Source organism: Nonomuraea solani, assembly GCF_900108335.1.
Classification (GTDB): Bacteria; Actinomycetota; Actinomycetes; order Streptosporangiales; family Streptosporangiaceae; genus Nonomuraea; species Nonomuraea solani.
Window position 1 is genome coordinate 174,934 of the sequence record NZ_FNVT01000009.1, and the last position, 21,728, is coordinate 196,661.

22 protein-coding genes are annotated in these 21,728 nt (G+C 69.7%); 15 read left to right on the forward strand and 7 right to left on the reverse strand.

Annotated elements, in window-relative coordinates; all coding sequences use genetic code 11:
- The first annotated feature begins 143 nt into the window (after positions 1-143).
- The 12 genes from C4V41_RS30455 (at position 144) to C4V41_RS30510 (ending at position 12,507) form a co-directional block, all read left to right on the forward strand.
- On the forward strand, positions 144-1,946 hold the full coding sequence (locus C4V41_RS30455; RefSeq protein ID WP_103959406.1) for a flavin-containing monooxygenase: 1,803 nt from the start codon (positions 144-146) through the stop codon (positions 1,944-1,946).
- Positions 1,943-2,254 (forward strand): NHL repeat-containing protein, encoded by a 312-nt coding sequence (locus C4V41_RS30460; protein WP_103959407.1) that lies wholly within the window; start codon positions 1,943-1,945, stop codon positions 2,252-2,254. Before C4V41_RS30455 ends, C4V41_RS30460 begins: the two co-directional genes overlap by 4 nt.
- Positions 2,255-2,424: 170 nt before the next feature.
- Positions 2,425-3,303 (forward strand): metallophosphoesterase family protein, encoded by an 879-nt coding sequence (locus tag C4V41_RS30465; protein WP_160150438.1) that lies wholly within the window; start codon positions 2,425-2,427, stop codon positions 3,301-3,303.
- A 99-nt stretch (positions 3,304-3,402) separates the two neighbouring features.
- The gene (locus C4V41_RS30470; RefSeq protein WP_103959409.1) at positions 3,403-4,416 is read left to right on the forward strand and encodes a LacI family DNA-binding transcriptional regulator; all 1,014 of its coding nucleotides are present in this window, start codon (positions 3,403-3,405) and stop codon (positions 4,414-4,416) included.
- Positions 4,417-4,480: 64 nt separating this feature from the next.
- Positions 4,481-5,782, forward strand: coding sequence for an ABC transporter substrate-binding protein (locus C4V41_RS30475; protein ID WP_103959410.1), 1,302 nt, complete (start codon positions 4,481-4,483; stop codon positions 5,780-5,782).
- Positions 5,779-6,654, forward strand: coding sequence for a carbohydrate ABC transporter permease (locus tag C4V41_RS30480; RefSeq protein ID WP_103959411.1), 876 nt, complete (start codon positions 5,779-5,781; stop codon positions 6,652-6,654). Before C4V41_RS30475 ends, C4V41_RS30480 begins: the two co-directional genes overlap by 4 nt.
- Positions 6,651-7,487 carry a carbohydrate ABC transporter permease gene (locus C4V41_RS30485; RefSeq protein ID WP_103959412.1) on the forward strand — a complete coding sequence of 279 codons (837 nt, stop codon included), beginning with the start codon at positions 6,651-6,653 and terminating at the stop codon, positions 7,485-7,487. Before C4V41_RS30480 ends, C4V41_RS30485 begins: the two co-directional genes overlap by 4 nt.
- Before the next feature lie 13 nt (positions 7,488-7,500).
- Positions 7,501-9,108 carry an FAD-dependent oxidoreductase gene (locus C4V41_RS30490; RefSeq protein ID WP_103959413.1) on the forward strand — a complete coding sequence of 536 codons (1,608 nt, stop codon included), beginning with the start codon at positions 7,501-7,503 and terminating at the stop codon, positions 9,106-9,108.
- An 8-nt stretch (positions 9,109-9,116) separates the two neighbouring features.
- Positions 9,117-10,610 (forward strand): pectate lyase family protein, encoded by a 1,494-nt coding sequence (locus C4V41_RS30495; RefSeq protein WP_103959414.1) that lies wholly within the window; start codon positions 9,117-9,119, stop codon positions 10,608-10,610.
- A 66-nt stretch (positions 10,611-10,676) separates the two neighbouring features.
- A complete protein-coding gene (locus tag C4V41_RS30500) occupies positions 10,677-11,537 on the forward strand; it encodes a helix-turn-helix domain-containing protein (RefSeq protein ID WP_103959415.1) in 861 nt (286 codons plus the stop codon).
- Positions 11,538-11,626: 89 nt separating this feature from the next.
- Positions 11,627-11,782, forward strand: coding sequence for a hypothetical protein (locus tag C4V41_RS30505; protein WP_160150440.1), 156 nt, complete (start codon positions 11,627-11,629; stop codon positions 11,780-11,782).
- Complete coding sequence (locus tag C4V41_RS30510) at positions 11,779-12,507, forward strand: SDR family oxidoreductase (protein WP_103959416.1); 729 nt, start codon at positions 11,779-11,781, stop codon at positions 12,505-12,507. Before C4V41_RS30505 ends, C4V41_RS30510 begins: the two co-directional genes overlap by 4 nt.
- Before the next feature lie 5 nt (positions 12,508-12,512).
- On the opposite strand, the gene C4V41_RS30515 is transcribed toward C4V41_RS30510, so the two are convergent.
- Positions 12,513-12,722: a helix-turn-helix domain-containing protein gene (locus C4V41_RS30515; RefSeq protein ID WP_200824325.1), complete on the reverse strand. Its 210-nt coding sequence runs from the start codon at positions 12,720-12,722 to the stop codon at positions 12,513-12,515.
- Between the two features lie 38 nt (positions 12,723-12,760).
- Between C4V41_RS30515 and C4V41_RS63205 the strand changes: the two genes are divergently transcribed.
- The gene (locus tag C4V41_RS63205; RefSeq protein ID WP_200824326.1) at positions 12,761-13,264 is read left to right on the forward strand and encodes a hypothetical protein; all 504 of its coding nucleotides are present in this window, start codon (positions 12,761-12,763) and stop codon (positions 13,262-13,264) included.
- Between the two features lie 85 nt (positions 13,265-13,349).
- Here the strand turns inward: C4V41_RS63205 and C4V41_RS60905 are convergent, their stop codons facing one another.
- Positions 13,350-14,810 (reverse strand): serine/threonine-protein kinase, encoded by a 1,461-nt coding sequence (locus C4V41_RS60905; protein WP_146103835.1) that lies wholly within the window; start codon positions 14,808-14,810, stop codon positions 13,350-13,352.
- The gene (locus tag C4V41_RS63210; RefSeq protein ID WP_200824327.1) at positions 14,810-16,345 is read right to left on the reverse strand and encodes a serine/threonine-protein kinase; all 1,536 of its coding nucleotides are present in this window, start codon (positions 16,343-16,345) and stop codon (positions 14,810-14,812) included. The genes C4V41_RS60905 and C4V41_RS63210 overlap by 1 nt, the downstream gene beginning before the upstream one ends.
- Positions 16,346-16,501: 156 nt before the next feature.
- Here C4V41_RS63210 and C4V41_RS30535 point away from each other — a divergent pair, with 156 nt between their 5' ends.
- The gene (locus C4V41_RS30535; RefSeq protein ID WP_103959418.1) at positions 16,502-16,804 is read left to right on the forward strand and encodes a hypothetical protein; all 303 of its coding nucleotides are present in this window, start codon (positions 16,502-16,504) and stop codon (positions 16,802-16,804) included.
- 230 nt (positions 16,805-17,034) lie between these two features.
- On the opposite strand, the gene C4V41_RS30540 is transcribed toward C4V41_RS30535, so the two are convergent.
- The 3 genes from C4V41_RS30540 to C4V41_RS30550 form a co-directional block, all read right to left on the reverse strand.
- Positions 17,035-17,919 (reverse strand): DUF4394 domain-containing protein, encoded by an 885-nt coding sequence (locus C4V41_RS30540; protein WP_103959419.1) that lies wholly within the window; start codon positions 17,917-17,919, stop codon positions 17,035-17,037.
- Positions 17,920-18,574: 655 nt separating this feature from the next.
- A complete protein-coding gene (locus C4V41_RS30545) occupies positions 18,575-19,036 on the reverse strand; it encodes a GNAT family N-acetyltransferase (RefSeq protein ID WP_103959420.1) in 462 nt (153 codons plus the stop codon).
- 194 nt (positions 19,037-19,230) lie between these two features.
- Positions 19,231-20,154 carry an NmrA family NAD(P)-binding protein gene (locus tag C4V41_RS30550; protein WP_103959421.1) on the reverse strand — a complete coding sequence of 308 codons (924 nt, stop codon included), beginning with the start codon at positions 20,152-20,154 and terminating at the stop codon, positions 19,231-19,233.
- Positions 20,155-20,236: 82 nt separating this feature from the next.
- On the opposite strand from C4V41_RS30550, the gene C4V41_RS30555 reads away from it, so the two are divergent.
- The gene (locus C4V41_RS30555) at positions 20,237-20,896 is read left to right on the forward strand and encodes a TetR/AcrR family transcriptional regulator (protein ID WP_200824328.1); all 660 of its coding nucleotides are present in this window, start codon (positions 20,237-20,239) and stop codon (positions 20,894-20,896) included.
- A 54-nt stretch (positions 20,897-20,950) separates the two neighbouring features.
- Here the strand turns inward: C4V41_RS30555 and C4V41_RS30560 are convergent, their stop codons facing one another.
- Positions 20,951-21,715: an SDR family NAD(P)-dependent oxidoreductase gene (locus C4V41_RS30560; protein ID WP_235030462.1), complete on the reverse strand. Its 765-nt coding sequence runs from the start codon at positions 21,713-21,715 to the stop codon at positions 20,951-20,953.
- Positions 21,716-21,728 lie beyond the last annotated feature (13 nt).

Genomic DNA, 21,728 nt, shown 5'->3' on the forward strand with positions numbered 1-21,728 from the left:
ACCGCTGACCTCTGCGTGTCCATCATTCGACAACGATCAGTCAGACGACTACATTTCTACCGGACAGCATTGTCCGGTTGTGGGACGGCGGCCTGACTCGACGCCCCGGTCCCCACCTGAATTCCCGAATCGGAAGGGCATCCATGGACCACTCTCCGACAGTCGCGGAGCTGGGCTTCGACCCGGACGTCCTGCGCGCCAGGTACCGCCATGAGCGCGACCGCCGGCTGCGGCCCGAGGGCAACGCCCAGTACCAGGGCGCCCGTGGCGAGTTCGGCTACTACGCCGCCGACCCCTACACCGAGCGCGCCGAGCGGGAGCCGGCCCTCGACCGGGTCGAGGCGCTGGTGGTGGGTGGCGGCTTCGGCGGGCTGCTCACCGGCGCCAGGCTCCGCGAGGCCGGCGTGGACGACATCCGGATGCTCGACGAGGCCGGCGACTTCGGCGGCACCTGGTACTGGAACCGCTACCCGGGCATCCACTGCGACATCGAATCGTCGATCTACCTGCCGCTACTCGAAGAGGTCGGCTACGTGCCCACCATGCGGTACGCGCCCGGCGAGGAGATCCGCCGGCACGCCGTCGCGATCGCCGAGCGCTACGGCCTGTACCGCGACACGCTGTTCCACACCCGCGTCACGGAGCTGCGCTGGGACGACGCCGCGGCCGAATGGCAGGTGCGCACCGACCGCGGCGACGACTTCCGGGCCCGCTACGTCGTGATGTCCGCCGGCACCCTGGCCCAGCCGAAGCTGCCCGGCATTCCGGGCATCGAGACGTTCCGCGGGCACACGTTCCACACCAGCCGCTGGGATTACGGCTACACCGGCGGCGACCAGAACGGCGGCCTGCACGGTCTCGCCGGCAAGCGGGTCGCGATCGTGGGCACCGGCGCCACCGGGATCCAGGTCATCCCGCACCTGGGGCGCGACTCGCAGCACCTGTACGTCTTCCAGCGCACCCCCTCGTCGGTCGACGTACGCGACAACCGTCCCACCGACCCGGCCTGGGCCGCCTCCCTCAAGCCCGGCTGGCAGCGGGAACGGATGGAGAACTTCCTCACCGTCGTCACCGGCGGCCAGGCCGGCCAGGACTTGATCGACGACGGCTGGACCAGCACCGCACGGCTGCAACGCAACCTGCTGGCCGGCACCGTCGACACCGCCCTGTCACCCGAGCGACGCGCGCACCTCGACGAGATCGCCGACTTCCAGAAGATGAACCAGATCCGCGATCGCGTGGCCCAGATCATCGACGACCCGGCCACCGCGGAGCTGCTCAAGCCCTGGTACCGCTACATGTGCAAACGGCCCACCTTCAGCGACCACTACCTGCAGACGTTCAACCGGCCCAACGTCACCCTGGTCGACACCGCCGACCACGGCGGCATCACCGGCATGACCGAGAACGCCGTCCTGGTCGGCGAGCAAAAGTACGAGGTCGACTGCGTCATCTTCGCCACCGGCTTCGAGGTCGGCCTCTCCGGCATCGTCTCCGGCGCCCTGCCGGTGTACGGCCGGGGCGGCGCGCCGCTGCTCGGCACCTGGCGGCACGGCCCGCGCACGCTGCACGGCTTCTACAGCCACGGCTTCCCGAACCTGTTCCACCTGGGCCCGCTGCAGAACGCCTCCGCGGTCAACTTCGTCCACATCCTGCAGGAGCAGGCCACCCACATCGGCGCCGTGGTCGCCGAGGCCCGCCGGCGGGGCGTCGCCGTGGTCGAGCCGGCCAGGGACGCCGAGGACGCGTGGGTCGCCACCATCCGGGAGCTGGCGCCGGACAACAGCCGGTTCCAGGCCGAATGCACGCCCGGTTACTACAACAACGAGGGCAAGCCCCGCCCGGGCAGCCAGACGTACGGGCCCGGCCCCGTCGCCTTCCACGACCTGCTGCGCCGCTGGCGCGCCGAGGGCGGCATGGACGAGGTCCTGGCGGCCGGCCGATGAACCGCCGCGAGGCCGAGTCGCTGGTCCGGGCGCGCCCGCTGTGGGGATCGAACGGCATGGCCTTCGGACCCGACGGACGCCTGTACGTGGCCCAGTTCCTCGCCGGGCGGATCAGCGCCGTCGACCTGGCCACCGGCGACGTCGAGATCGAAGCCGGCTCGCTGCCGGTCGCGTCCGCGACCGGCCCTGAACCCGCCCTGTTCATCCCGCCCGGCCTGCCCGGACTACCGCGGCCGTTCGCCGGAATCGCGGCCACGGCGGACGGCTCCCTGGTCATCGCCGCGAACGGCGACGGCGGCGCCATTTGACCGATCTTCCGAGGGGATGCGATGCTCGACTCGGTTCGGTCGTCGAGATGGCGGTGGAGCGCTGGGATGTGAGTCACCGGTTCAGGGCCGGTGGTTGACACCGCATCGTTGCGCCGCTCGACCGGTGCCGGGCCATGTCCGAATGGCTCTTCGCGAAAGGTCGTCAGGCGATGAAGATCGCTTTTGTGGGCGATGTCCACGGTTGTGTGCTGCACGCGCTGGGTGCCGCGGTCCTGCTCCAGGATCGTCGCGGGATCCGGCTCGACGCCGTGATCCAGGTCGGGGATCTGGGCGCGTACCCGTCGGCCGAGCGCTTCGACGAGTCCAGCCGCCGCTTCGGGCGGGACCATCCCGCCCAGGGCGACTTCTTCCGCCTGCTCGATCCGTCGCCGTCGTTCGCCGAAGGCGTGCGCCTGGCCCTCGGGAAGATCCCCTCGGTGCTGTTCGTCAGCGGCAACCACGAGGATCACGACTGGCTGGCCTCCTTGCACGAGGCGGCCGGCGCCGAGGTCGTGCCGGTGGACCCGCTCGGCGCCTACCGCCATGTCGCCTGCGGCAACGTGGTCGAGGTCGCCGGGCAGCGGGTGGCGTTCCTGGGGCTGATCGAGGTTCCCGGGAAGATGGACCTGGACGAGAGCGCCTACGCGCGGCTGACCGCCGTCGAACCGGGTGGCGTGGACATCCTGGTCACCCACGACGGCCCGTACGGGATGTCACGCGACCGGCGCGGAAACGTGCAGGGCTCGCCGAAGCTGACCCGGCTCATCGAACACCTGCGGCCGCGCCTGCACGTCAGCGGCCACTACCACCACCCCAACGGCCCACGCCGCTACGGCCGCACGACCTCCTACGCGCTCGCCCAACTGGTGAGACCCAAGATCACCAGATGGGAGCCCGAGCCCGTCAACCCCGGACAACGCGTGACGGCGGGAAGCATCGGCCTGCTCGACACCGAGACCGGCGGCTTCGAGTACATAGAGGACGAGTGGCTGGCCGACGTCAAAGGTGACGCGCTCGACCTCGCCGGACTCATCGCCACCACCCGCTGACGCTCCCGCGCCCCGTGCGGAGTGGGCCGGGCATTGACAGGCGGCGGTGGAGGTGCTTGGGTTCCTGATACGTATTAGACCTGGTGAGAAAGAAGTCACATGCCTGGTCGGCCCAGCCAGCGGGACATCGCGCGCGTCGCGGGGATCTCGCAGTCAACCGTGTCCATAGTTTTGAACGGCAGAGCCGACGAGTACGGCATCGCCGCCGCGACGCGGGACAAGGTGCGCGAGGCGATGCGGCAACTGGGATACGTGCCCGACGTGGCGGGCCGGTCGCTGCGCGGCGGCCGTAACGGGCTGATCGGCGTGCACACGTTCGAGCGCGTCTTCCCGGTCCGCTCGCATGACTACTACCACGAGTTTCTCATCGGCATCGAGGAGAAGGCCGTCGAGCTGGGCCAGGACCTGGTGCTGTTCGCCTCGACCCAGGGCCCCGACGGCACGCGCAGCATCTATGGGGCGGGCGCCAACCGGCTGCGGCTCGCCGATGGCGCGATCATCCTCGGCCTCGAACGTAACGACGACGAGCTGGTACGGCTCGCGGCCGAAGGCTTCCCGTTCGTCTTCATAGGGCGCCGGGACGTGCCCGGCGCGCAGGTGCCCTATGTCGCCGCCGACTACGCCGGGGCCATCGCCGACGTGGTCGAGCGGCTGTCGGAGGCCGGTCACACGCGCGCCGGCTACCTGGGGGGGACCCTGCGGCGCGGCCCGCAAGAGGAACGGCGTGCGGCCTTCCACCGGTCGAGGCTGGCCGCGAGCCCGCCGGTCCTGGTGGAGGCGGAGGCCGTGACCGGGCGGTGGCTGCGGGAGGTGCTGACGTCGGCGACCACGGCGCTGCTCGTCGAGACCTTCGAGCTGGCCGGCGCCGTGGCCGCGGCCGCCCTCGCCGAAGGGGTCGAGATTCCCGGGGACCTGTCGGTGGTCTGTCTCGACCTCCTCCCCGACTCCCCCGCCACCAGGGGCTGGAGCCACATCCCCGTGCCCAAGCGGGAGATGGGGGCGCGCGCGGTCGCCCTTCTCCTGGACCTGCTCGACGGTGAGATACCCGCCGACCATCACGAGACGGTGCCCTGCGGGCCGCCCGTCGGCACCACCATCAAGCCGCCCCGCTGATGTGGAACGCGGATACCCCACTGCATCAGCCGTTCGCCGAATCTAATACGAATTAGGAGCCATCATGAGCAGATATCGCCGGTCGGCGGCGGGAGCCGTACTCCTGCTGCTCACCGGGTGCGGACTGGGCGGAGGCGGGACACCGCCGGCCGAGCAGGCGGGCGACTCGCTCACCGTCTGGTTCCCCGGGACCAACAAGACCGAGATCGACCTGGTCACCGGCACGATCGTGCCGACGTTCGAGAAGGAGACGGGCGCGAAGGTCTCGGTGACCTTCCTCGACTGGCCCGACCTGTCGACCAAGCTGAACGCGGCCTTCGCCGCGGGATCCGCGCCCGACGTCTTCGGCCACGGCCCCGCCGCGGTCGCCGACTTCGTGAAGAACGACCGTCTCGAACCGCTGACCGCGTACCTCGCCAAGCTCGGCGCGCAGGACCGCGAGGACCTGGCCAACGCGCTGCCCGGCGGCCAGGTGGGCGGCACCCAGTACCTCATGCCGCTGTCCATGCAGGGCAACCTCATCGCCTACCGCGCCGGCGACTTCACCAAGGCGGGTCTCGACCCCGACAAGCCTCCCGCCACGTGGGAGGCCCTCAAGGAGGTCGCCGGGAAGCTGACCGAGCGGGCCGGCGGCAAGATCACGCATGCCGGCCTGCTGCTGCCGAGCCATCCGATCGGACGCCAGCAGACGTTCGCGAGCCTGCTGGGGTCCGCGGGCGGTACACAGCTCAGCGCCGACGGCAAGAGCGCGGCCTTCGCCTCGCCGGCCGGGGTCAAGGCGCTCGGCTACTTCATCGACGCCTACCAGGGGCCCGGCGCCGTGGCCGACCAGCTCGGCGGCAACTACCAGGACCTGCCCACCGCCCAGCAACCGCTGGTGACCGGGGACGCGTCGATGACCGTTCTGGCGCCGCAGGCCGTGCAGCAGATGGTCAAGGCCAACGCCGGTCTCGACATCCGGGTCATGCCGGTGCCGAAGTTCGAGGGCGCGGAGCAGGGCGTGGCCGTCGGCGGCGCCGGACCCGGCCTGATGATCAACAAGGACAGTGCGCGGAAGGAGCTCGCCTGGAAGTTCGTCTCGTACATGATCTCCACGGAGACGAGCATCCGGTACACGCAGGGCATCGGCGCGATCCCGGCGCGCGTCTCCGCGGCCGGCAGCGAGTACGTCAAGAGCAGCCCGGTCATCCAGGCCTTCGTCGAGCAGGCCGGCCACTTCCGGCCCAACCCCAACGTGCCGGGCTGGACGCAGATCCGCGACACCCTCTCCAAGCACCTGGAACAGGCTCTCAACAAGAAGACCGGCGCCCAGGAGGCCCTGACGGCGGCCGCGGCCGAAGTCGACACGATACTCAAGAGCGAATGAGCGCACGCGCCGTGCGGCGCCGGTGGGCAGGCATGCTGTTCGTCCTGCCCGCCGCGCTCTACCTCGTCTGCTTCCAGCTCGTGCCCGTCCTGTACGGCTTCGCGCTCAGCTTCACCCGCTACAGCCCGCTCAGCCGCACCGGACCCCAGCCGGTAGGGCTCGGCAACTACGCCAGGCTGCTGGACAGCCCCGAGTTCGGCCAGGCGCTGCTGGTGACCGGGAAGTACGTGCTGATCGTGCTGCCGATCACCGTCGTCATCGCGCTCGGGCTGGCCATGCTCGCCAAGCGGCCCTTCCGCGGTGTCGGCCTGTTCCGCTCGGCGCTCTACGTCCCGCACATCGTCTCGCTCACCGCGGTCAGCATGGTCTGGCTGTGGATCTACTCCCAGAACGGCCTGGTCAACCAGGTTCTCGGCCTGTTCGGCCTGCAGGACCAGAGCTGGCTGCTGGAGGAGGGGCCGGCGCTGAACGCCGCCGCCGCCATGCGGATCTGGAAGGCCCTGGGAGCCAACATGGTGCTGCTCCTGGCCGGGCTGCAGTCCATCCCGACCGTCCTGTACGAGGCGGCGCGGGTCGACGGGGCGGCGCGCTGGAACGTCTTCCGGCACGTCACCCTGCCGGGGCTGCGGCCGATGCTCACCTACGTCGTGGCCATGGACATCGTCTTCCTGGCCCAGGGTTTCGCCGAGATCTACGTCCTGACCAGGGGCGGGCCGCTCGGCAGCACCACCACCGTCAACTACCTGATCTACACCGAGGCGTTCCAGTACAACCGGTTCGGCAGCGCGTCCGCGATGGCCTTCGTCCTGTTCGCGTTCATCGTCGGCTTCTCGTTCCTGGCCATCCGCGGCGTCGGCGGGAGGCGCTCATGAACCGCACCGCTCTCGCCATCGCCTCAGTGCTCGTGATCATGCCGTTCCTCTGGATGATCAGTCTGGCCTTCACGCCGGAGAACGACGCCTTTCGCACGGTGTCGCTGCTTCCCGCGCAGCCCACCACCGACAACTTCGTGACCGCGTTCACCGACGCCCATCTGGGCCGGGCGCTGCTCAACTCGGCCGTCGTCACGACGGTGGCCGTGCTCACGAACTGCCTGGCCGCCGTGGCCGCCGGCTACGGTTTCGCGCTGCTGCCCTTCCGCGGCAGCACGCCCCTGTTCTACGCGCTGGTCTCCACGGCGGCGATCCCCGTCTCGGTGACCTTGATCCCGCTGTTCCTCATGGCCAAGAGCATGCCGCTGACCGGCGGCAACGACCTGGCCGGGGTCGGGGGGACGGGGCTGCTGGACAGCCTGGGCGGCGTGGTGCTGCCGTATCTCGTCCTGCCCATGAACATCTTTCTGGCCAGGCAGTACTTCAGCACCGCCGACCCGCACCTGGCCGAGGCCGCCCGGATGGACGGCGCCGGCGAATGGCGGGTGTTCTGGAGCGTCTACTTCCCGCTCGCCCGGCCGCTGGTCGCGGTCATCGCGATCTTCTCCTTCACCGCGGTATGGGACGACTTCCTCTGGCCGCTCGTGGTCACCACCTCGGAGGAGACCCAGACCGTCCAGCTCACCCTCGCGCGGTTCCTGTCCACGGGCAACGTGCGGTACGGGCCGCTGATGGCCGGGGCCGTGCTCGTGACGCTGCCCGTCCTGGCCGTTTTCCTGGTCAACCAGCGCAACTTCGTCTCAGGTCTCACCGACGGCAGTGTCAAAGGTTAGAAAGGTTCCTTACATGCGTGAAGTCGATCTTGTGATCGTCGGAGGTGGTCTGGGCGGTGTCGCCGCCGCGCTCACCGCCGCCAGGCTCGGGCAGCGGGTCGTGCTGGTCGAGCGATCCGACTGGCTGGGCGGGCAGCTGACCAGCCAGGCGGTGCCCCCGGACGAGCATCAGTGGATCGAGTCGTCGTTGAGCTCGCCCAGCTATCGTGAGCTGCGCGGGCGCATCCGTGACCACTACCGGCGCAACTATCCGCTGACGGCGCGGGCGCGGGAGTGGGAGACGCTCAATCCCGGGTTCGGCAACGTCTCGCGGTTGTGCCACGAGCCCAGGGTTGCGGCGCTGGTCATCCAGGAGATGCTCTCGCCGCTGATCGCCTCGGGCCTGTTGAGCGTGCTGGCCGAGCACGAGGCGGTGCGGGCGCATCGCGACGGGGAACGGGTCGCCTCCATCCTGGTACGCAGCCTGCGCACCGGCCGGGAGGTCACCCTGTCGGCGCCCCTTGTCGTGGACGCGACCGAGCTGGGTGAGCTGCTGGAACTGGCGGCGGTGCCGTACGTCATCGGGGCCGAGAGCGCGGCCGAGACGGGTGAGCTGCACGCGCCCGAGCAGGCCGACCCGCTGGACCAGCAGGCCGTGAGCTGGTGTTGCGCCCTGGAGTACCGGCCCGGCGAGGACCACACGATCGACGAGCCCGAAGGGTACGCGTACTGGCGGGACACGGTGGACCCGCGCTGGCCGGGCTCGCAGTTGTCGTGGGACGACGTGGTGCCCGACCTGCTGACCACCCGCACCCGGCCGCTCTTCGTGCGGGACACCGACGACGACCTGTGGCGCTACCGGCGCATCCTGGCCAGGCGCAACCTCGAACCCGATTTCCCCGGTGGGGAGATCACGCTGGTCAACTGGCCGCAGATCGACTATTGGGAGCTGCCGCTGCTCGGCGTCGACGACGCCACGCGGGACCTGGCGCTCCGGCGGGCCAGGGAGCTGACATTGTCACTGGTCCACTGGATGCAGACGGAGGCCGGTCACCCCGGGCTGCGACTGCGTGGCGACGTCACCGGTACGGAGGACGGCCTGGCCAAGGAGGTCTACGTCCGCGAGTCGCGCCGCGTCAAGGCGCTGTTCACCGTCACCGAGGAGCACATCGGACGCGAGATGCGCGGGGCGTACGCGGGCGCGGCGACCTTCGGCGACAGCGTCGGCATCGGCTACTACCGGATCGACCTGCACCCGAGCACCTCGGGCCGCACGTACGTGGACATCGACTGCTTCCCGTTCCAGATCCCGCTCGGCGCGCTGATCCCTCAGGGGACCCGCAACCTGCTGGCCGCGAACAAGAACATCGGCACCACCCACATCACCAACGGCGCCTACCGCCTGCACCCGGTGGAGTGGTCGATCGGCGAGGCCGTGGGCGCCCTGTCCGCCTACTGCTCGGCCGGGCGGACCGAGCCGGAGGCGGTGTACGGCACGCCTGCGCTGCTGACCGGTTTCCAGCGGATGCTCACCGACCGGCTCGGCATCTCGCTCTCCTGGCCGGAGGACATCCGCGCGCCGCGGGCCAGGCACGACTCGATCCCCAAAGACGTGCCCCTTCTGACCACGACCGACCATTAGGAGGTCCCATGCGTTTCCTGGCCGTCGCCCTGGCGATGTCACTCCTGTCCGTGGACCCCGGCCCCGTGAACCCTGGCACCGTGGACCCCGGCGCCGTGGATTCCAGCGCCGTGGATTCCAGCTCCGTGGACCCCGGCGCCATCCCCGCCGACCGGTTACCGCCCGGTGGGTGGGCCGACACCCGGTGGCGCAACCCGGGCGGCTTCTACACCGTGGACGTCAGCACGCGCGGACTGCCCGCGAACAACAGCGGCGTCGACGCCTCCGCCAAGATCCGCGACATCATCGCCACCACGTCCGGCAACCGCGTGCTGTACTTCCCGCCCGGCGCGTACTACTTCGGGTCCACGCTGAACATCACCACGGACGGCATCATCCTGCGCGGCGCCGGTCGTGCCCAGACCAGGTTCCTGCTCAGCGCGGCCGACGTGGAGCTGAAGTTCAGCGGCGCCTACACCGGTGACCCGGTGAGCGCCACGGTGACGGGCGGCCACACGATCACCGTGCCCGGCGGGTCCGCGCCGCAGGCCGGCGACTTCGTCCAGCTCTACAAGAACGCGGGCAGGCACGCGTACGGCCATCCCATCGAGACCCAGATCTTCAAGGTGCTCTCGCGCAGCGGCGACGTCCTGACCCTGAACATGGAGATCGGCCTGGACTACCCGGCGTCGTCGGCTCCCATGGTCAGGCGGATCGACATGCTGGAGAACGCGGGAGTCGACCAGCTCACGATCGAACGGCTCGTCCAGCCCACCACGGAGAACATCAACAACCTGACCTTCCACATGGTCAACAACGGCTTCGTCGAGGACATCGAGTCGGTGAGGTCCGGTCGCTCCCACATCAACATCTACTGGAGCAAGGACATCTCGATCGACCGCAACTACGTACACGGCGCCTTCGTCATGCAGAACGGCTACGCGTACGGCATCAGCCTCAACTGGGGATCCACGCGCGTGCGCGTCAGCGACAACAAGCTGTGGGACCTGCGGCACGGCATTCTGATGCAGTTGGGCGCCAACAACAACGTCGTCAGCTACAACTCCATCGAGGCGCCCTACCAGAGCTACAACGACCTGGCCCTGCACGGCACGTTCGCCTACATGAACCTCATCGAGGGCAATCGCTTCAACGAGGGGTACGCCGACAACTCCAAGCTGGGCCAGGGAGAGCTGGAGGCCACCGGCCCCGGCAACACCTGGTTCCGCAACCACGCCACCAGCCAGATCGGCAGCATCAACGGCCAGACGGCCCGGCAGAACGTCATCGGGAACAAGCTCGGCCTCATCCGCCTGTCGGGCACCGACCACTACCACGGCGCCAACCTGGAGGGCGGCACGCTGAAGTGGGGGTCCCTCAGCCCGTCCGCCCAGATCCCGGCGTCGCTCTACACCAGCACGAAACCGGCGTTTCTCGGCAGCACCTCGTGGCCGGTGTACGGCCCCGGGGCCACCGACTGGGGAGCGGCCAACCGGCTTCCGGCGGAGACCCGCGCGCGATGAGGGTGGGTGCGGCACGGCCCCCCTGGACGGCCCCGCGAGCGTCGTCCCTGGCCTAGCCTCGAAGACATGGAAGGGAAGAACCGGCTCGGACAGTTCCTGCGCGCCCGCCGTGAGCTGCTGCGGCCCGAGGACATCGGCCTGCCGGCCGGCGGCCACCGCCGGGTAGCGGGGCTGCGGCGGGAAGAGGTCGCCGGGCTGGCCGGGGTCAGCACCGACTACTACGTACGGCTGGAGCAGGGCCGCGAACGCCACCCCTCCGCCCAGGTCCTCGACGCGCTGGCGCGGACCCTGGCGCTGGCGGAGGAGGCGGCCGCGCACCTGCACGAGCTGGCCCGGCAGCCCTCCGGCAGGCGCCGCCCGGCACCACGCCGCGAGCAGGTCAGCCCTCACCTCCTGCGCATGATGGAGGCATGGCCGCGCACGCCCGCCGTGGTGCTGGGTCCCTGCCTGACCGTGCTGGCGCACAACGCCCTGGGCAAGGCCCTGTTCGCCGGCCACACCTACAGCGACGACCTGGTCCGGCTGGTGTTCCTCGACCCCGGCGCGCGACGGTTCTACCCGGACTGGGACCGGGTGGCGGTCAACACCGTCGCCGGCCTGCGGGCGTCGGCCGGCGCCGATCACGACGATCCCCGGCTGGCCGAGGTGGTCGGTGAGCTGTCCATCAGGAGCGAGGCCTTCCGCAGGCTGTGGGCCCGCCACGACATCCGGCAGAAGACCCATGAGACCAAGCGGTTCCGGCATCCGCTGGTCGGCGAGCTGAGCCTGCACTACGAGTCGATGACCGTGAACAGCGCTCCCGGCCGGCAACTCATCGTCTATCAGGCCGACCCGGGCAGCTCGTCCGAAGAGGCGCTGTCCCTGCTCGGCAGCCTCACCGCCGACCCCGAACCCGCCGACGGCAGGCCCGCCGACACCGCGCGCTGATCCGACCGCCTCTCACGGCCTGCGCCGACGCCTCCCGTCGTACCGCCAAGGCCCCATCTCGGCATGCCCTCCATTGGAGTGACACCCCCATGAGCGACGAAACCCCCGTCTGGTACATCACCGACTACTCGACCGGCCTCGGCCGCGCGGTCGCCACCGCCCGGCTCGGCACCCACAAGACCGGCTCCGACACCTGGCGCGACCTCACCCTGAGCGCCGGCCACCCTGAAGGGAACCCCGCATGAGCACCCAGAAGATCATCCTCGTCACCGGCGCGAGCAGCGGCATCGGGCAGGCCACCGCGCTGCGGCTGGCCGGCGAGGGACACCACCTGGTGATCGGCGCCCGCCGCGAGGACCGCCTCGCCGCCATCGCCGAGGAGATCAGGGCTGCCGGTGGCGGCGTCGACGTACACCGGCTCGACGTCACCGATCGCAAGGACGTCGCCGCGTTCGCCGACGCCGCCGTGCGCCGGCACGGCCGGATCGACGTGTTCGTCAACAACGCCGGCGTGATGCCCCTGTCCCGGCTGGACGCGCTGCTGGTCGAGGAGTGGGACCGGATGATCGACGTGAACGTCCACGGCCTGCTCAACGGCATCGCCGCCACCCTCCCGCACTTCCAGCGGCAGGGTGGCGGCCACTTCGTCACCGTCGCCTCCATCGGCGCCCACCAGGTGGTCCCGACGGCGGCCGTCTACTGCGCGACGAAGTACGCCGCCTGGGCCATCACCGAGGGCCTGCGTCTGGAGGCCGACCCGAGCATCCGCGTCACCACCATCTCGCCCGGTGTCGTCGAGTCCGAACTGGCCGGCACCATCACCGACCCGGACGCGCAGGCGGCGATGCGCGTCTACCGTTCCGACTCCATCCCGGCCGACTCCATCGCGGGCGCCATCTCGTACGCGATCGGCCAGCCGGCGGACGTGGACGTCAACGAACTGGTCATCCGCCCGGCCAGACAGCGCTGATCACCTCACCATGCGCCTTTGCCAGGTGAAATTGCGGCCGTCCAGGTCGGAGAAGCGCGCAGATACATCAGGACCGCCCGGACGCGGCGGTGGCCGTCGATCGCGGTGGGCGGGAGGCCGAGCTTGGTGAAGATCGAGTTGATGTGCTTGCCGGCCACCTTGTCGCCGGCGTTCAGCTCGTTGGTGATCGCGGTGTTGGAGCGGCCCTCGGCCATCACTGACGTTCGCGGGGCGTGAGACGGGTGTGTGGATCGTGATGGCGCGTGACCAGGCGGCGGACGACTTCGGATCCGATGACGCAACCGCCGGCCGCGACCCGCTCAACGCCGTCGACGAACTCGCCCACCTCCAGGATGCGGTCCTTGAGCAGATAGCCGACGCCCCGGCGTCAGTGAACTCCAGGAGCTTGGTCGCATACCTACTGGCTGAGGATCATGACGGGCAGGCCGGGATGCGCGTGCCGCGTCGGGACGGCGATGCGAAGGTCGGCGGCATGTGCACGTCGGTGACCACGATGCCGGGAGAGCGCTCGGCGACGGCGGCGGCGAGCGCGTCCGATTCCCCGGCGGCGCTGGAGTCCGGCGAACCGGGACCGCGCGAGGTCGTACGCGGGCGGCCCGGCGCCCGCGGCCTGCCAGAACTGGCGGCCGGCGTGCGCCGCTGGGGCGCGGTGCTGGTGACGCACGAGGGCGCCGGGCACGGCACCCCTACGGGCGCACTTCATGTACGCGGCAGACGGTGGACGACTACCTGCTGAGCCTGCGCGTCCCGGCCGACGACACGAGGTGCGCGGCGTGAGCGACCGCGCATGCACTGTTCCATGCCAAGTCGCCCCGCCGCGCTCACTGGGTGGTGAAGGGCGGGCAGATCTCGAAGGTCACTGATCGCTGCACCTGTTGCGGGGTCAGCAGCTTGAAGATGATCCGGTTCCGGCTCGGCGAGCCCAATCCCTGGGGCCCGTACTGCTTCAGCGTCGAGGTCAGCGGAAGGGAGGGACTGCGCCCCTTGTCGACGCCGTTGACGATCCACCGGTAGGTGTACTCGACGCGGCCGCCGGTGGGCTTGAGCACGACGTAGACGGTCGTGCCGCTGCTCCAGCAGCCCTGGCTCAGCTTGGCGCCCTGCATGTGGATCGACACGCTGACTCCGCCGCCGGTCCTGGGCTTTGACGTGGTCTGCGTGGGTTTGGGGGCGGTCGATGTCTGGGTTGTGGGCTTCGTCGTCGTCCTGGACGTCGTTTTGGGCTCGGCCGTCGAGGTGGGGCTCGGTTTCTTGGTCTTCTTCCTCGTCGGTGTGGGGGCCGAGGACGGGGACGAGCCCGGGTCAGGGGAAGAACTCGGGTCAGGAGACGAGCTCGGCTGAAGGGATGAGCCGGGCTGAGCCGTGATGGTCTGTGCCATCGATGGCGGCCACCACCACACCACCGCCGCGGTGGCCAGGGCCGTGACCGTGGCGCCCCCGACGATCGGCAGCACCACCATCCACTTGCCGCCCCGCCGTACCGGCTGAGTCCTGTTCCGCCGTCCCGGGCGCGTGGGCGGCGTGCCGCCCAGCAGGCGGAGCAGGACTTCTTCCATGCCGGGCCGGTCGGCCGGGTCCTTGGCCAGGCAGTCGAGCACGATCCCACGCAGCGGCGGAGCCAGATCGCCCACGTACGGCGCGTCGTTCAGGACACGCTTGATCACTGCCGGCATGGTGTCGTTGCCGAACGGCGGCGTGCCCGTCGCGGCGGCGACGATCACCCCGGCCCACGCGAACACGTCGGCCGGTGGCCCCGCCGGCGCACCGGCGAGTTGCTCGGGCGCCATGTAGGCGGGGGTGCCGATGATGCTGCTGGTGACGGTGAGGGAGGTGTCGGTGGCGCGGGCGATGCCGAAGTCGATCACCCGCGGGCCGCCCGGGCCGAGCAGCACGTTGCCGGGCTTGAAGTCCCGGTGCACCACGCCGGCGCGGTGAATGGCGGCCAGCGCGGTGGCCGTGGCCACGGCCAGCCGCTGCAGACCCGCGCCGTGGTGGCGGCCCGCCTCCTGGAGCGAGGGGCCTTCGACGTATTCGGTGACGATGTACGGCATGCCGCCGAGCGAGGCGTCCAGCACCTGGGCGATACAGAAGGGCTCGACCCGGCGGGCGGCGTCGATCTCCTTGGCCAGCCGCTCGTCCCCGTTCCGCAGCACCTTGACCGCGACCCGCCGGCCGTCCGGGGCCTGGCCCAGATAGACCACTCCCTGGCCGCCCTCGCCCAGCCGGAACAACAGCCGGTACGAGCCCGCGAACTCCGGATCTCCCGGCGCCAGGGGGTTCATCAGTCGTCGTCGCAGTTCTCGAAGCTGACGCTGCGCTGGATGCTGACGGGTGAGGTGATCTTCAGCACGACCCGGTGCGGCCCGAGCTCCATGATGGGGCCGTACTGCGGCAACTGCGTGGCGCTTTCACGGGTCCCCCACTGGGAGGTCGCCACGACCTTGCCGTCCAAGACCCAGGAGTACTTGAAGTCGATGCCCGGCGGCCCCTCCACCATGGCCTTCATCAACACGGCCCCGTAGAGGCAGTCGGAGGGCGGGTGCGTGTTCCCCATCGCCTCCAGCGACAGGATCCGGATGTTCGGCTTGGCCGCGGGCTTGGGCGTGGTTCTCACGGTCGGCCGGCTGGTCGTCCGTTGCGTGGCAGGCCTGTCCGCCGACGGTTGCGTCGTGGGCTTCTTGGTCGGCGGTTGCGTCGTACGTCTCTCGGCCGGCTGCCGCGTGGCGGGCTTCTTGGTCGCGGGTTTCGTCGTGGCGGGCTTCTTGGTCGTGGTTTCCGTGGTGACCGACTGGGCCAGGGCGGACGGGCTCGGGCTCGGGCCACGGGAGGACATCGCGAGCGTCGCGGTGGTGGCGACCGCGGCGATGGCGACCGCCCCGGCCCCGGCCATGACCACCACCGCCGTACGGCGGCCCGGCGCGGGTCGCCGGCGGTGTGCGGTGGGCCCCGACCCCGGCCCCGGCCACGACCCCGGTCCCTGCACTGGTCCCGGTCCCTGCACCGGTCCCGGTCCCTGCACCGGTCCCGGTTGGCCGGGCGCCACCGGCTGGCCGCCCAGCAGGCGCAACATCACGTCCTGCATCGTCGGCCGCTCGGCGGGATTCTTGGCCAGGCACCGCAAGACGATGCCGCGCAGCGGTTGCGGGAGGTCGGCGAGCTGGGGTTCGTTGTGCAGAATGCGGTTGATCACCGCAGGCAGCGAGTCCTCGCCGAACGGCGGCGAACCCGTGGCGGCGAAGACGATCACCGAGGCCCAGGCGAACACGTCGGCCGCCGGGCCGACCAGCTCACCGGCGAGTTGCTCGGGCGCCATGTAGGCGGGGGTGCCGACGATGCTGCTGGTGGCCGTACGAGCCTGGTCCATCGCGCGGGCGATGCCGAAGTCGATGACCCGCGGGCCGTCCGCGGCGAGCAGCACGTTGCCGGGCTTGAAGTCCCGGTGGACGATGCCCGCCTGGTGGATCGCGGCCAGCGCGGTGGCCGTGCCCACCGCCAGCCGCTGCAGGTCGGCCCCATGGTGGCGGCCCGCCTCCTGGAGCGAGGGGCCGTGGATGTATTCGGTGACGATGTACGGCACGCCGTCCAGCGAGGCGTCCAGCACCTGGGCGATGCAGAACGGCTGGACCCGGCGGGCGGCGTCGATCTCCTTGGCCAGCCGCTCGTCCCTGGTCCGCAGCACCTTGACCGCCACCGGCCTGCCGTCACCCGCTTCACCCAGGTAGACGACACCCTGCCCGCCCTGACCCAACCGGCCGATCAGACGGTACGCCCCGACCACCGGTGGGTCGCCCTGCCGGAGCGGTTCTACGTTCGGCATGACGAAAGTGACTCCAGGGCCGACGGCGACGGACCTCAGCACTTTAGCGAGCCACAACCGATTTGTAGGGCTATATCGATACATGTTGCGCCATCGAGTCCCTGCGGCCTGTCTCCCCGGCCGGTCGGCCTCGATGTCCCGCCATGGGCGGCCACCGTGCGCTACCTGGTCCCCTTCTCCCGCGTCGGTGTCCTGATCAGCCGGTGGTCACGCCGTACGGGCTGGTCCGACTCCCATCGCGTGACCCTCGCAGGCGGGGCGCTGCTCACCTACGCCTGGGCTCCCATCATGGCAACCCCCGTCAGCGGCACAACGGACCTGATCAGCTCCGCTCGGGCGACCTTCTCCGTTGCCTCGGCGGCGCGTTCGGATGCCTTGGCCGACCGCTGGGCCGCCTACGCCGAACTGTCGCCGGCCACGGCGGACCTACGCGAGGGCTTCTTCATTAGGACGCTGTAGAGGACGTCATCCAAGGCGACTCAACAGCGCGATCTGTGCCCAGTCTGGAATGCGCATCAGTCCCCCTGCGCCGGCGGCTTCTGGAGCTTGTGCATGCTGGTGGTCCTGGTCCCAGGCGCGGCACTCATCCAGATACCAACCAGCACAAGCCTGAACCGCGCGAAGCCGTGCGATCGGGGGGCGACGGCCAACTGACTGGAGATGGCCGTCGCGTCCGCGAACGAGGTGCGTCAGTTGGTGTCGAGAGCGATGGCGATGTCGGTGATGGTCAGGGGGAACGGCTCGTCCCCGACGGGTGTGGCGGCGCCGGTGAGCGGGTCGACGGTGTTCAGGGTCGCGAAGCCGGTGCTCGAATCGACAACGGTGGCGAAGGCCGAGTTCGAGACGGTCTTGCCGTTGCTGAGGTCGCTGTAAATATCGAGGCCCGCATTCGTGGCGACAGGAACGCCGAGTGCGCCGGTCGGAGCCAGCAGGCCATTGTTGGCCGGTGATTGGATGACGATCTGAGCGGTCGTGGTGTTGATGTCGAACAGCGTGGTCGCGGTGGAGCCGTCGAGGTCATTGTTGGTGTAGGCGGCGGCGGTGACCCCACCGGCCGGCGAGCCTGGGCCGTTGCTTAAATTGGTGTCCGCCACTGTTGTGCCGTCATTGAGGTTGTGCCGCAGGTTCTGGCCATTGTCGCTGATCACGCGTAACCGGTCGGCGGCGGGATTGAAGTCGACGCCGAACGCCGTGCCTTTGAGCGTCATGCTGAGCTGGGAGACCTTCGTGACGATCACAGGCTGAGTGCCGGTCGGGAGCGAGATCGTGTAGATGCCGCCGTGATTGCCGACGGCATAGAACTTGCCGTCCTGGACGCGGAAGTCGATCCCGATCACGAAGGTGTCGGTGACCAGCCCGCTGATCCGTCTGACCCAGTCGAGCTGCTCGGGCAGGTCGGTCGTGAACGTGGCCATCCGCGTGCCGTCATCGGTGATCCCGTACGCCCGCAGCGAGGCGGCAGCGGTTGAACTGGGGCTTGCCGCCACGCTGGTCCCTGCCGGCCCGACAACGACGGCCGCCGCGACCGCCAGCGCCAGCAGCCAGGCGCCCCTTCTCTTGGTGCGTCCGTGCATCAGTTCCCCTTCATTGAATTGTGTCGGCACGTTCAGGTGGTGGCTCTGTCGCCCGGAGTTACCGACGTTGTTTGGGAAGCGTCTGCAGTTTGACCGGAGATCGGCTTCTGCGGCAAGACCTTTTCATGCTCAATATGCGTAATGATTGATGAATGAACAGGTCACTATGAGATGTGGTCTTTAAACGTCAAATTCGGCCCATCTGTTCCGATGTATGTAATCAGACACAAATTAGCTGCGGACGACCAGAAACTCTCTTGTCGGTTCGACAGGAAAGCGCCATCCAAGGGCGGGAACTGGGGAAACGCTCTGGAGCAACATCACCGACAGCAAGCGCCACACTCATTTATGTAATCCCCGCGACTTTCGCCTCGGCCTTGCCGTGCTCGATGCGGGCGAGAACGAGAGCGGCCTTGCGGTGCCGTCAACTCGGCTGCGGTTGACGAAGGGTTCGCCAGCGCCGTTTCGAAAGGATGAGGTCTCGTCCACCCAAACAACGCGGAGCCCGGGGAATTTCCTTCCCGGCACGCTTGTAAACCTCCAGGTCAGACCCTAATATCGGCATCTGCGGGCCTCGTGCCCCCAGCGCGGTGGCGCGACGCATACCCTTCATCGCCGTCTTTGACGGACGGTCGCCCTCTCAGACCCTTGGACATCACGACTGCGCGGGACGGTCTCCGCTGGCGCCGAAGATCTGGTCGACACCGTTGGCGTCGTCGTAGAGGTGAACGAATCCCGCTCGCTCATAGAGCCGGCGCGCCGCGCTACCGCGGTCGATCGCGAGCCGGAAAGGCCTGGCGTCGCGATGGGCGTCCATGACATGCCGGAGCACCTGACCACCTATGCCACGGCCCTGGGCCGCGGGGTCGAGGTAGAAGTGTTCAATCCACTGCGTATCGACCTCGGCTCGCACGGCGATGGCGCCCACCGGCTTTCCGGCGATCTCGATGATGTCGGTGTTGGCCGGGACGTATGTGTCCAGGAATCGACGACGGGCCCAGTCTGGATCCCATAGTCCGAGACGTTCCAGGTCTGGGCGCATGGTGAGGGCTTTGAGATCGGCGAGCCAGTCGGCATCGGCCGGCGTCGCTGGACGGAGTCTCCATGGTCTGTCCATGGGAAAAAGATATGCGTCGCACCCCGCCGCCCCGGCGACGCAGCGCGATCTTGAGAGTCGGGGTCACGTGGCGCGTTCCGGCCCTGCGGGACGGCCTGGCACCCGGACCGCTTACGCCGAGCCAAGCTCGCCCCGACCTGTCCGGGTGTCAGCCTGATCGGCATGCACGATCTGCGCCCACCTCGGCGGCGGCACTATGGCGTGGCCGGACCCGCTCCCGCCTGTGCCGGGAAGCTGAGCCTTTCCGTGGCCACGAACTCGGCGAACGTCTGCGGTCTGCGGCCGCCCAGTTTTTCGATGGTTTCCGGGCCGTTGTACTGGGCGTACTCGGGCGGACGGGTGCGGAGGGTGGCCCACAGCTTGGACAGGTGCTCGACCGCGTGGGCGTTGATGCGGTCTCTGGCCGCCTGGGCCCAGAACTCGTCCGGCACGTTCTGGTAGCCGATCTGCCGGCCGAGCCCGTGCGCCAGGGTCTCGACGATCTCCTTGACCGTCAGGGTCTGGCCGATCAGCGAGTAGGAACCGCCCGCTGGTACGTTCTCGGCGGTGAGTACGGCGGCGGCCACCCGCGCCACGTCGTCCCCGGCGACCAGCGGGATGACGGTGCCGTCGTCACCGAAGGGCGCCATGAAGGTGCCCGAGGCGATCGTCGCGCCGGCCAGGGCGCGGATGTTCTCGAAGAACACCGTCGCCCGTACGTGCGCCGCGCCGATCCCGGCCCATTCGAAGACCTGCTCGGACAGGTAGTTCTCCCGCATGCGCGGCGTCGGCGCGTCCGGGGTGGACACCAGCATCACCATGTCGATGAGCCGGGTCACGCCCGCGTCGCGGGCCGCCACCGCCATGTTGACGGTGGCCTCCAGCAGGCCGTGCTGGACGGGGTAGGCGAAGTAGACGGTGGAGACGCCGTCCACGGCCTTCTGGATGGACGGGAAGTCGAGGAAGTCGGCCACCACCACCTGCGCGCCGAGGCCGCGGAGGTGGTCGGCGCGCTCGTCGAGGGTGCGGACCATGGCGCGAACCGGCACGCCGCGTTCTCGCAGTAACTCGGTGACGCGTCGCCCGGTCCTGCCCTGGGTGCCGCCGGCCGCGCCGGTCACGAGCACGGTGCCGTCCATGGCGTTGCCTCCTTTGCCGGTACCACTTGGTACCACAAAAGGGATGGTACGGTACTCACCGGTACCAAGCAAGGGAGAGACAGTGTCCGCAGCGAAACCCGGCGACGCGCCGGCTCGTCAGCGCATCCTCCACGCGGCCTTCTCGGCGTTCACCGAGGCCGGCTACAGCCAGACCAGCACGCTGGAGATCGCCAAGCGCGCCCGGGTCTCCAAGCGGGAGCTGTACGCCCTGGTCGGCAACAAGCAGGAACTGCTGGCCGCCTGCATCCGCGAGCGGGCCCAGCGGCTACAAGCCCCCGCCGGCCTGCCCGAACCCCACGACCGCCAAAGCCTCGAACACGCCCTCGTCACCCTCGGAACGCGCCTGCTGTCCGAGACGACCCATCCCACGGTCATCGCCGTCTATCGGCTGGCCATCGCCGAAGCGGTACGCGCGCCCGAGGTCGCCCACGCCCTGGACTCCCTCGGCCGCCAGAGCGGCCGGGCCGCCGTGACGGCGATCATGGTCAAGGCCCAGGAACGCGGGCTGCTCAGCGGCACCGCGTCACAGCTGGCCGAGCAGTTCGCCGCGCTGCTCTGGGGCGACCTGATGATCAGCCTGCTGCTCCGTACCGTCGACCCGCCTGACTCCTCCGGCATCGCCCGGCAGGCCCGCGGCGCCGCGGCCGCCTTCCTGCGACTCCACCCGGACGGCACCCCGGCTTCCGCGGCCGAGACGCCTTTCCCGCGAGCCGGCGCATGAGAAGGCCGGCCACCCGGATGCCAGGCACGACCTGACCGGCATCGGCCGGGCGGGTCAGGTGCCGAGGCTGCGGCCGCCGTCGACGACGATGCGCTGGCCGGTGATGAAGCCGGCTCCGGGCGAGGCCAGGAAGGCGACCGCGTGGGCGATGTCCTCGGCGGTGCCCATGCGGCCGGCCGGAACCGAGGCCAGATAGGCGTTCCTGATCTCGGGCGGGACGTCGGCGTGGCGTTCGACCGGGATGAAACCGGGGGCGACGGTGTTCACGGTGATGCCGAAGGGAGCCAGTTCGCGGGCCCAGCTCAGGGTCAGGCCGATCTGCGCGTTCTTGGCGGTGGCGTAGGCCGAGCGGCCCGGCGGCGGACGGTGGGCGACCTCGGAGTCGATGTGGACGATGCGGCCGGACCCCCTGGCGCGCATGCCGGGGATGACCAGCCGGCCGAGCAGGATCGGGCTCTTGACGAAGAAGTCGAGCTGGGCGAGGTGATCCTCCCACGTGACGTCGCGCAGCGGGGCTTCGGGCTGGGGCCCGGTCGCGTTCAGCACCAGCACGTCGATGGGGCCCAGCGCGTCGGTGACGGCGCTCACCAGTCCGGCGACCTGCCGTGGATCGGTGACATCGGCGATGAACGCCCCGGCGATCCCGCCCTCGCCCCGGATGGCATCGGCGACCTGGCCCGCTCGGGTGTCGCCGGGCGGGCCGTTGACGGCGACGGCCAGGCCGTCGGAGGCCAGCCGCCGCGCGATGGCCCGGCCCAGCCCACGTGAGCTGCCGGTCACCACCGCCACGCGCTTCCCGGCCGCTGTCATACGTTCCATGTCGCTCCACTCG

Excerpts from the sequence above, each read along its gene's own strand:
- C4V41_RS30455 (WP_103959406.1), top strand. The coding sequence starts at position 144 with ATGGACCACTCTCCGACAGTCGCGGAGCTGGGCTTCGACCCGGACGTC.
- C4V41_RS30460 (WP_103959407.1), top strand. The coding sequence starts at position 1,943 with ATGAACCGCCGCGAGGCCGAGTCGCTGGTCCGGGCGCGCCCGCTGTGG.
- C4V41_RS30465 (WP_160150438.1), top strand. The coding sequence starts at position 2,425 with ATGAAGATCGCTTTTGTGGGCGATGTCCACGGTTGTGTGCTGCACGCG.
- C4V41_RS30470 (WP_103959409.1), top strand. The coding sequence starts at position 3,403 with ATGCCTGGTCGGCCCAGCCAGCGGGACATCGCGCGCGTCGCGGGGATC.
- C4V41_RS30475 (WP_103959410.1), top strand. The coding sequence starts at position 4,481 with ATGAGCAGATATCGCCGGTCGGCGGCGGGAGCCGTACTCCTGCTGCTC.
- C4V41_RS30480 (WP_103959411.1), top strand. The coding sequence starts at position 5,779 with ATGAGCGCACGCGCCGTGCGGCGCCGGTGGGCAGGCATGCTGTTCGTC.
- C4V41_RS30485 (WP_103959412.1), top strand. The coding sequence starts at position 6,651 with ATGAACCGCACCGCTCTCGCCATCGCCTCAGTGCTCGTGATCATGCCG.
- C4V41_RS30490 (WP_103959413.1), top strand. The coding sequence starts at position 7,501 with ATGCGTGAAGTCGATCTTGTGATCGTCGGAGGTGGTCTGGGCGGTGTC.
- C4V41_RS30495 (WP_103959414.1), top strand. The coding sequence starts at position 9,117 with ATGCGTTTCCTGGCCGTCGCCCTGGCGATGTCACTCCTGTCCGTGGAC.
- C4V41_RS30500 (WP_103959415.1), top strand. The coding sequence starts at position 10,677 with ATGGAAGGGAAGAACCGGCTCGGACAGTTCCTGCGCGCCCGCCGTGAG.
- C4V41_RS30505 (WP_160150440.1), top strand. The coding sequence starts at position 11,627 with ATGAGCGACGAAACCCCCGTCTGGTACATCACCGACTACTCGACCGGC.
- C4V41_RS30510 (WP_103959416.1), top strand. The coding sequence starts at position 11,779 with ATGAGCACCCAGAAGATCATCCTCGTCACCGGCGCGAGCAGCGGCATC.
- C4V41_RS30515 (WP_200824325.1), bottom strand. The coding sequence starts at position 12,722 with ATGGCCGAGGGCCGCTCCAACACCGCGATCACCAACGAGCTGAACGCC.
- C4V41_RS60905 (WP_146103835.1), bottom strand. The coding sequence starts at position 14,810 with ATGAACCCCCTGGCGCCGGGAGATCCGGAGTTCGCGGGCTCGTACCGG.
- C4V41_RS63210 (WP_200824327.1), bottom strand. The coding sequence starts at position 16,345 with ATGCCGAACGTAGAACCGCTCCGGCAGGGCGACCCACCGGTGGTCGGG.
- C4V41_RS30540 (WP_103959419.1), bottom strand. The coding sequence starts at position 17,919 with ATGCACGGACGCACCAAGAGAAGGGGCGCCTGGCTGCTGGCGCTGGCG.
- C4V41_RS30545 (WP_103959420.1), bottom strand. The coding sequence starts at position 19,036 with ATGGACAGACCATGGAGACTCCGTCCAGCGACGCCGGCCGATGCCGAC.
- C4V41_RS30550 (WP_103959421.1), bottom strand. The coding sequence starts at position 20,154 with ATGGACGGCACCGTGCTCGTGACCGGCGCGGCCGGCGGCACCCAGGGC.
- C4V41_RS30560 (WP_235030462.1), bottom strand. The coding sequence starts at position 21,715 with ATGGAACGTATGACAGCGGCCGGGAAGCGCGTGGCGGTGGTGACCGGC.